We start from the raw sequence: 7,218 nt of genomic DNA, 5'->3' as shown, positions 1-7,218 counted from the left end.
ATCCCCGACCCCTTGGATGTCGACCAAGTATTCTAACCAGCTGAACTAACCGCCCGTAAAACTTTTTTATCGACCACTTGCTGCGTGATCACCTGCCAAATACTGCACTTGCCAAATTCTGGTGGGCGGTGAGGAATTCGAATCCCCGACCCCTTGGATGTCGACCAAGTATTCTAACCAGCTGAACTAACCGCCCCGAAGACCAGCATTATAGAGAGGCTTTTCGAGAATGACAAGGGCTGTTTTACAGGAAACTTTAACATTCTCCGGGCGTCAGCCAGTTTTGGGCGGCGGCATCACGGCAGGCACGCAATGCCGTTAAAATCGCCGCATGAACTCTACCCTATTAGACTGGCTGAAAACCCTGAGCCGCATTTGCGGTTTTGAAACGGCCGACTCGTTTCCGCCCGGCCACCCGTACGCGCGAACGCGCTGGGAAGCGGCCTATTTCGATATCGCCTCGGATGTGAAGCCGGACGAGATCGAACGGCGCCTGTGCGCAGCGATTGCCAATACGCCCAGCGTATTTGCGTATATCGTCAATCCCACGCCGCGCATGCAGCGCGCCTTGCTCAATGTCATCCACGAACGGCTGCGCCGCCAGCCCGGAGTGGGCGCCACCGACCTGATCCTGTTACTGATCCATGCCTATGCCAGCCCGCATATCACCGAAGTGGTACCGGGCCTGCGCCAGCTGATCCACGATACCGAACACGAACAGACCAATCTGCGCGCGCACGCCATCCTGGAACTCTTGACAGCCACGCCGCGCGGGCTCGACGTGATCGATATGCCGCGTTAGCGGTGATTGGCCGGCACGAAGCGCGCCCGCAAGTACATGAACGGCGTTTCCACCAGTGCATACAACAGCCAGCCCGTGCCGATGCTCATGGCGATCATGATCGCCAGCGCCGGCAAGCCATCGAGCGCATAGCCGTGGCGCTGCAGCACGGGAGCGAGCAGCATGCACAGCTGCTTGTGCAGCAGGTAGATCGCGTACGACCATAGCGCCAGGCTGGCCGCACCGGGTACGCGCAGTCTATATAAGGCACTGCCGGGACTCATGGCGGCCACCAGCAGCAGGCTGAAGCTCATGGCCAGCGCCGGATAGCCGAGCACGGTGACCCAGTAGTCGAAGTGATGGTGGTAGAACAGCGCCAGCATCAGCCCTGCCCCGGCCAGGCCGGCCAGCAGGCTGCGGTTGCCATGCGAGGTGATGCGCGACCACGCGGCAAGATGATAATTCTTCAGCAGCGCCAGCGCCACGCCCGCTACCAGCTCGTCGAAGCGGCACCACGAGGCATAGTAGATATATTTGTAGTAGCCCATGCCACCCCGCGGCAGGTGCACGTATTCCTCCCACAGATACGCGCGTACCAGCATGCCGGCGGCAAAACTGGCGGCCACCGCGATCCACGCCCAGACCAAGGAACGGCGGCAGGCAGCTATCAACAGCGCCACGGCCGGCAACAGCACATAGAACTGTTCTTCCACGCACAGCGACCAGGCATGCGAAAAGGCCGTGCCTGGCGTCAGGTTGATATTCTGCGTAAAGGTGAGGAACTTCCAGACTGGCAGCAGCGCAAAGTCGCCGCGAAATGCCGGCCACAGGTAATACAGCGCCAGCACGAAGTAGAAGTTCGGCAAGGTACGCAGGAAGCGGCGCGCATAGAAGCGTGGCAGGGAAAAGCCGTGCTCGCTGCGCATGGCCGCGAAAATCTGGTTGCCGATCAGATAGCCGCTGAGCGCAAAGAACAGGTCGACGCCGGTCCAGCCCACCTGCCCCCAGAAACCGAAGGCGCCGGGCGTGACAAACAATTCATAGTGATTGGTAAATACCAGCACGATGGCCAGCGCGCGCAGGGTGTCGAGGCCATACAGGCGGGCAGTCAGGGGAGAACCGGTCATGAAGAATCGCAACAAAAGCCAACAATGGCGCCGATCATGCCATGCGCAGGCGCCGCCTGCCCACATTTTTCAGCGGCCGCTGCCGTGATTGCCGCTAAAATATGGCGACCCGTTTTTTCTCCATAGGATGACCATGAGCAGCGCACTCCACTTCAGATCCATCAACTATACGGGCCAGGGCAGCGGCCCGCGCCTGATCGTTACCGGCGCCGTGCACGGCAATGAAACCTGCGGCACCAAGGGCATACAGCGCGTGATGGCGGACATCGACAGCGGCGCGCTGGCCATCCTGGCTGGCAGCGTGACGTTCGTGCCGGTCACCAATCCGCTGGCCTATGCCAAGGGCGTGCGCAGCGGTGACCGCAACCTGAACCGCAACCTGTTCCCGAACGACAATCCGCAGGATTTCGAAGACCGCATCGCCAACTGGCTGTGCCCGCTGCTGGGCCAGCATGACGTGCTGCTGGACTTGCACTCGTTCAATGCCGACAGCCAGCCCTTCGTGATGGTCGGCCCGCGCAACAACGACGGCCCGCTGCAGCCGTTCCAGCATGAGGACAAGGAACGGGCCCTGGCGCGCCGCCTGGGCGTGCGCCGCTTTGTCGATGGCTGGCTGCAAACCTATGGCGCCGGCGTGCAGCGCCGCCTGGGCAGCAGCGACCAGGTCGGCATGGTCTTGCGCTATGGCGTGGGCACCACTGAATACATGCGCTCGACGGGCGGCTATGCGCTGACCCTGGAATGCGGGCAGCATGCGGACCCGGCCGCGCCAGACGTGGCCTACCGCGCCATCATGAATACGCTGGCATTCCTGGGTTTGATCGATGCGCCGCAGCCGCAGCCGATTGCGGACGCGGACATGGAAGCGCTGAACATGGTGGTGGTGCACGACAAGCTTGCTGCCGGCGACCGCTTCATCAAGACCTGGTCCAGCTTTGACAAGGTCGCGCAAGGCGAGCAGATCGGCGTGCGCGCGAACGGCACGCCGGTGACGGCCGAGTTTGACGCGTATATCCTGTTCCCGGATGTCAACGCAGCGGCCAATGCCGAGTGGTATTACCTGGCGCGCGTCAGCCCGTCGTTTTAATGCCCGACCGACTTTGAAAACAAGTTAATGACGAGCACGCCGGCAATAATCAGCCCCAGGCCGATCAGCGCCGGCGCATCGAGGCTCTGCTTGAACCAGAACCAGCCGACGGCAGAGATCAGCACGATGCCGACGCCCGACCAGATCGCATATACAATGCCGGTCGGAATGACTTTCAGGGTCAGCGACAAACACCAGAACGCGATGCCATAGCCGATCACCGTGATCACGCTGGGCCACAAACGGCTGAATCCTTCGGACGCCTTCAGTGCGCTGGTGGCAATCACTTCGGCAACGATGGCGACCGCCAGGTAACAATAAGTCATGGCCAGGCTCATGCAGGCGTCCTTGAAGAATATTTAGTGCGGGCTGAGAAATTTCAGGCCCAGAATACCGAACACGATCAGCGCGATGCAGGTGATGCGCGCCGCGCTGGCCGGCTCGCCGAGCACCATCATGCCGAAAATGGCCGTGCCGACCGTGCCGATGCCGGTCCAGACCGCATAGGCGGTTCCAAGCGGCAAATTGCGCAGGGCCAGGCCCAGCATCAGAATGCTGCCCAGCATGGCGGCCAGTGTCAATGCGGACGGCAGCAAGCGGGTAAAGCCCGCGCTGTATTTCAGGCCGATGGCCCAGCCCACTTCCAGCAAACCGGCCAATACCAAGATAAACCACGACATGTTTTTTCTCCCGAGGGTGGCAGGGTCGTCCCCGCCATGCAGCCCCATCATCGAGCGGGGTCGTCCCCACAGGAGCAAAAAATGAGGTAGCAGTATAGCACCGGCTAGTATTGTTGCTCTATGCAAAAAAATCCCGTCGCCGGCCGGCTTGCCCGATAATCAATCTTTTATCATCCAGGAGACACCATGCTGATATTGGCCCAGATCGTTACCGCCCTGATCCTGCTGCTGCACGTGTATATCGTGCTGCTTGAAACCGTGCTGTTCGACAGCCGCGGGCGCAGGGCCTTTGCGCTCAGCAAGGAAAAGGCCGAGATCGTGCGCCCCGCCATGTCCAACCAGGGCTGCTATAACGGCTTCCTGGTGGCGGCACTGGCCGTGGGCTTTCTGCATCCCGACGCCGCGATTGCCCATGCGTTCACCATGTATGGCCTGGCCTGCATCGCCGTGGCCGGCATCTGGGGCGCGGCCACCGTCAAGAAAAGCATTTTGTACCTGCAGACCGTGCCGGCCGTGATCGCCCTGCTGCTGCACCATTTCGCCTGATATTTCGCGGGAACTCAAGCGGCCGCACGCGCGGCCAGCAGGCTTTTTATTTATATCGTAATATGACGATATTGAAATCCGAAAGACCCGATACATTATGGACATCGACGCCATCCACAAGGCGCTGGCCAACCCCGTACGGCGGCAGATACTGCAATGGCTGAAAGAGCCCGAACAGCATTTCAGCGAACAGGAGTTGCCGCTCGATATGGGCGTGTGCGCCGGCCTGATCGACCGCCGGCTGGGCCTGTCGCAGTCGACCGTCTCGGCCCACCTGGCCACCTTGCAAAAAGCGGGACTGGTGTCGACCAGAAAAGTCGGGCAATGGACTTTTTTCAAGCGTGACGAAGCGGCCATCCAGGCGTTTCTCGAGCAATTGCAGCAAGGTTTGTAATCCCATCCACCGCAGCGACACTGCCTACCGGCACTCAACAAGGAAAATACCATGACCACTCTGTTCGACCCGATTACCATCGGCAGCCTGCAACTGAAGAACCGCATCATCATGGCGCCGCTGACGCGTTCGCGCGCCAACAATCCGGGCCGCGTGCCGAACGACCTGATGGTCGAATACTACGTCCAGCGCGCCTCCGCCGGCCTGATCATCTCGGAAGCGACGGCCGTCACGCCACAGGGCGTGGGCTATGCCGATACGCCCGGCATCTGGTCCGATGAGCAGGTCGCGGGCTGGAAAAAGATCACCGATGCGGTGCACGCCGCAGGCGGCAAGATCGTGCTGCAGCTGTGGCACGTGGGCCGCATCTCGGCGCCGCTGTTCCTGGATGGCGACCTGCCGGTGGCGCCGAGCGCCATCAAGCCCGAAGGCCATGTCAGCCTGGTGCGTCCGAAACAGGAATACGTGACGCCGCGCGCCCTCGACACGGAAGAAATCCCGGGCATCGTCGCGGCCTACCGCAAGGGTGCGGAAAACGCGAAAAAGGCCGGTTTTGACGGCGTGGAAGTGCACGGCGCCAATGGCTACCTGCTCGACCAGTTCCTGCAGGACGGCACCAATCATCGCACCGACAATTATGGCGGCCCGATCGAGAACCGCGCGCGCCTGATGCTGGAAGTGACCGACGCCTGCATCGAGGTATGGGGCGCCGACAAGGTCGGCATGCACCTGGCGCCGCGCCGCGATTCGCACGACATGAGCGATTCCACCCCGCGCGAGACCTTCGGCTACGTGGCGCGCGAGCTGGGCAAGCGCGGCATCGCGTTTATCTGCGCCCGCGAAGCGCTGGGCGACGACCGTTTGGGGCCGTACCTGAAAGAGCAGTTCGGCGGCGTGTATATCGCCAACGAAAAAATGGACAAGGCCGCCGCCCAGGCGTTGCTGGACAAGGGCGAAGCGGATGCGGTGGCGTTTGGCCTGTGGTTTATCGCCAACCCCGACCTGCCGATCCGCCTGCGCCAGGACGCGCCGCTCAATCCGCTCGACGCCGACACGCTGTACGCGCCAGCCGCCGCCGGCTATACCGACTACCCTGCCCTCGCCTGATTTCGCGGGCCGCAGTCGCAGCCAAGATACGCCAGGCCGGCCCTGCAGTTGCCGGCCTGGCGCAACCTTCAGAAGGTCATCGGCAGCCGGACCGACAGCGATACATCGGGCGTATCGCGCGTCAGGCCGGCGCCAACCGAAATGTTCAGGGTCCGGTCCTTGGCAAGCCGGTACGAATAGCCCATCAATAAAGTACCCAGCTGGGTGCGTACTGCGCCAGGCACGACGACGCCATTCTGGCGCGTGCGGCCGATGGTGCTGTGATCGTAACCCAGGCTCAGCGAAGCTTTTTCATTGAGTGCCAGGCCCATGCCAAAGTTTACGCCAAAGATCTTGCCCGGTTCGACCGTGCCCAGCGGCTCGCGCACACCGTCGCGCAGCAGCCGGCTGACATCATGCCGCTTGAAACTGTGCAGATAGCTGATGCTGCCAAAGAACACGGCCGGGTCCGATGGGAACAGCCAGGTCAGGCTCGGCTGCAGCGAATAAAAGCCTGAGCCGGTAGGCAGGTCGAGCGGCAAGCCGGTGCCGGTGGCATTCTCGCCGATGCAGCGACGCGTGCAATCGGTCACGACGCTGAATGGATCGCGCCCCGTGCGCGACTTGAAACGCAGGCCCGCCACATAATACGATTTGTCCGCACCGCCATCGTTCAGCTGGTAGCGGGCAGCGAGCTCCACATCGCCGAGCGCCTTGCCGCTGGTATCGAACACCCGCTCCACGGCGGTGCCCGTAAACAGTTCGCGGCTGACCGTGGAATCGGAACGGTAGACGTAGGGAATGCGCGCCTCGACTTCGAAACGGTTGGTAAGTCCCGTGCGCCCCGTCAGAGCGGCCGTGAAGGTGTTGCGCTTGACCTCGCGCACATCAATCAGCCCGATCAGCAAGGCAGGAATGATGGTATAGCCGACCAGCGCCACGCGGTTGCTCGACGAATAACCGAACTGGGCGGATGGCTCCAGCACATATTTGCGTCTGGGCGTCAGCACGCCGGGCTGCTCGAAAATGGGCGCCACTTCCGGCGGCCGGCTGTCGCGCCCGGGTGGACGGCCCACCGCCACCGGTCCCGGTCCCGGTGTCGATGGCGGTGCGCCGGGCGCTTCCGGCTGCCGCTGGGCCTGGGTTGCTGCGGCCTGCGCAGCAACCCCTGGCCCAGCCGGTGCAGGCACAACCGGCGCGGCAGGGTTCTGGCCGGCGGCGTCCTGCAAACCCAGGCCGCGCTGCGCCTCCAGCCATGCATTGTCGACTGGCGCACTGTCGGGCAATGCTCCCTGCAGCGTGTCGATGCGCCGCTGCTGTGCCTGCACGGAGCCGCGCAGCACGTCGAGCAGGCGGCGCTGCTCGGCCAGCTGGGCCTTCATGTCGTCGAGCTGCCGCAGCAGTGCCTGTTCGCCGGGAGATGCATTTTGCTGGCCATGCGCCGCCGCGCTCAACAGCAGCGCCGAGGCGCCGACAGATCCCAATCGCAATAAATAAAGATGGCCCATCGTTTCTCC

The 7,218-nt window shown here is 62.4% G+C and carries 9 protein-coding genes and 2 tRNA genes (1 of these 11 only partly in view); 5 read left to right on the top strand and 6 right to left on the bottom strand.

Annotation, left to right across the window (positions count from 1 at the left end; genetic code table 11):
* Positions 1 to 55: transfer RNA gene (locus RTQ46_RS12090), tRNA-Val, on the bottom strand (it extends 122 nt beyond the left edge of the window).
* A gap of 64 nt (positions 56 to 119) precedes the next feature.
* Positions 120 to 196, bottom strand: a tRNA-Val gene (locus RTQ46_RS12085).
* A 135-nt stretch (positions 197 to 331) separates the two neighbouring features.
* Here RTQ46_RS12085 and RTQ46_RS12080 point away from each other — a divergent pair.
* Entirely contained in the window at positions 332 to 802 is a 471-nt protein-coding gene (locus RTQ46_RS12080; protein ID WP_312436832.1) for a hypothetical protein, read from the top strand.
* Here RTQ46_RS12080 and RTQ46_RS12075 read toward each other — a convergent pair.
* Entirely contained in the window at positions 799 to 1,908 is a 1,110-nt protein-coding gene (locus RTQ46_RS12075; RefSeq protein ID WP_312436831.1) for an acyltransferase, read from the bottom strand. The genes RTQ46_RS12080 and RTQ46_RS12075 overlap by 4 nt on opposite strands.
* 127 nt (positions 1,909 to 2,035) lie before the next feature.
* On the opposite strand from RTQ46_RS12075, the gene RTQ46_RS12070 reads away from it, so the two are divergent.
* The gene (locus tag RTQ46_RS12070) at positions 2,036 to 2,995 is read left to right on the top strand and encodes a succinylglutamate desuccinylase/aspartoacylase family protein (protein ID WP_312436830.1); all 960 of its coding nucleotides are present in this window, start codon (positions 2,036 to 2,038) and stop codon (positions 2,993 to 2,995) included.
* Here the strand turns inward: RTQ46_RS12070 and RTQ46_RS12065 are convergent.
* On the bottom strand, positions 2,992 to 3,321 hold the full coding sequence (locus RTQ46_RS12065; RefSeq protein ID WP_312436829.1) for an SMR family transporter: 330 nt from the start codon (positions 3,319 to 3,321) through the stop codon (positions 2,992 to 2,994). The genes RTQ46_RS12070 and RTQ46_RS12065 overlap by 4 nt on opposite strands.
* 33 nt (positions 3,322 to 3,354) lie before the next feature.
* Positions 3,355 to 3,675, bottom strand: coding sequence for a quaternary ammonium compound efflux SMR transporter SugE (gene sugE, locus RTQ46_RS12060; protein WP_312436828.1), 321 nt, complete (start codon positions 3,673 to 3,675; stop codon positions 3,355 to 3,357).
* 186 nt (positions 3,676 to 3,861) lie between these two features.
* Between sugE and RTQ46_RS12055 the strand changes: the two genes are divergently transcribed.
* The 3 genes from RTQ46_RS12055 to RTQ46_RS12045 all read left to right on the top strand — a co-directional run bounded on the left by RTQ46_RS12055 (position 3,862) and on the right by RTQ46_RS12045 (position 5,722).
* Entirely contained in the window at positions 3,862 to 4,221 is a 360-nt protein-coding gene (locus tag RTQ46_RS12055; protein ID WP_312436827.1) for a DUF1304 domain-containing protein, read from the top strand.
* Positions 4,222 to 4,318: 97 nt separating this feature from the next.
* Positions 4,319 to 4,615, top strand: a complete 297-nt coding sequence (locus tag RTQ46_RS12050; protein WP_312436825.1) for a helix-turn-helix transcriptional regulator — start codon at positions 4,319 to 4,321, stop codon at positions 4,613 to 4,615.
* A gap of 51 nt (positions 4,616 to 4,666) precedes the next feature.
* Positions 4,667 to 5,722, top strand: a complete 1,056-nt coding sequence (locus RTQ46_RS12045; RefSeq protein WP_312436823.1) for an alkene reductase — start codon at positions 4,667 to 4,669, stop codon at positions 5,720 to 5,722.
* Between the two features lie 68 nt (positions 5,723 to 5,790).
* Here RTQ46_RS12045 and RTQ46_RS12040 read toward each other — a convergent pair whose 3' ends face one another.
* Positions 5,791 to 7,209 carry an acetate kinase gene (locus RTQ46_RS12040; protein ID WP_312436822.1) on the bottom strand — a complete coding sequence of 473 codons (1,419 nt, stop codon included), beginning with the start codon at positions 7,207 to 7,209 and terminating at the stop codon, positions 5,791 to 5,793.
* Positions 7,210 to 7,218 lie beyond the last annotated feature (9 nt).

Origin of the sequence: Janthinobacterium sp., assembly GCF_031995485.1 — a bacterium.
Taxonomy (GTDB): Bacteria; Pseudomonadota; Gammaproteobacteria; order Burkholderiales; family Burkholderiaceae_D; genus Janthinobacterium.
The sequence above is the reverse complement of the archived record's forward strand: the minus strand, read 5'-3'. Positions and strand labels throughout refer to the sequence as shown.

What these genes read in the sequence shown, in the direction of transcription:
- RTQ46_RS12080 (WP_312436832.1), top strand. Translation starts at nt 332, where the DNA reads ATGAACTCTACCCTATTAGACTGGCTGAAAACCCTGAGCCGCATTTGC.
- RTQ46_RS12075 (WP_312436831.1), bottom strand. Translation starts at nt 1,908, where the DNA reads ATGACCGGTTCTCCCCTGACTGCCCGCCTGTATGGCCTCGACACCCTG.
- RTQ46_RS12070 (WP_312436830.1), top strand. Translation starts at nt 2,036, where the DNA reads ATGACCATGAGCAGCGCACTCCACTTCAGATCCATCAACTATACGGGC.
- RTQ46_RS12065 (WP_312436829.1), bottom strand. Translation starts at nt 3,321, where the DNA reads ATGACTTATTGTTACCTGGCGGTCGCCATCGTTGCCGAAGTGATTGCC.
- sugE (WP_312436828.1), bottom strand. Translation starts at nt 3,675, where the DNA reads ATGTCGTGGTTTATCTTGGTATTGGCCGGTTTGCTGGAAGTGGGCTGG.
- RTQ46_RS12055 (WP_312436827.1), top strand. Translation starts at nt 3,862, where the DNA reads ATGCTGATATTGGCCCAGATCGTTACCGCCCTGATCCTGCTGCTGCAC.
- RTQ46_RS12050 (WP_312436825.1), top strand. Translation starts at nt 4,319, where the DNA reads ATGGACATCGACGCCATCCACAAGGCGCTGGCCAACCCCGTACGGCGG.
- RTQ46_RS12045 (WP_312436823.1), top strand. Translation starts at nt 4,667, where the DNA reads ATGACCACTCTGTTCGACCCGATTACCATCGGCAGCCTGCAACTGAAG.
- RTQ46_RS12040 (WP_312436822.1), bottom strand. Translation starts at nt 7,209, where the DNA reads ATGGGCCATCTTTATTTATTGCGATTGGGATCTGTCGGCGCCTCGGCG.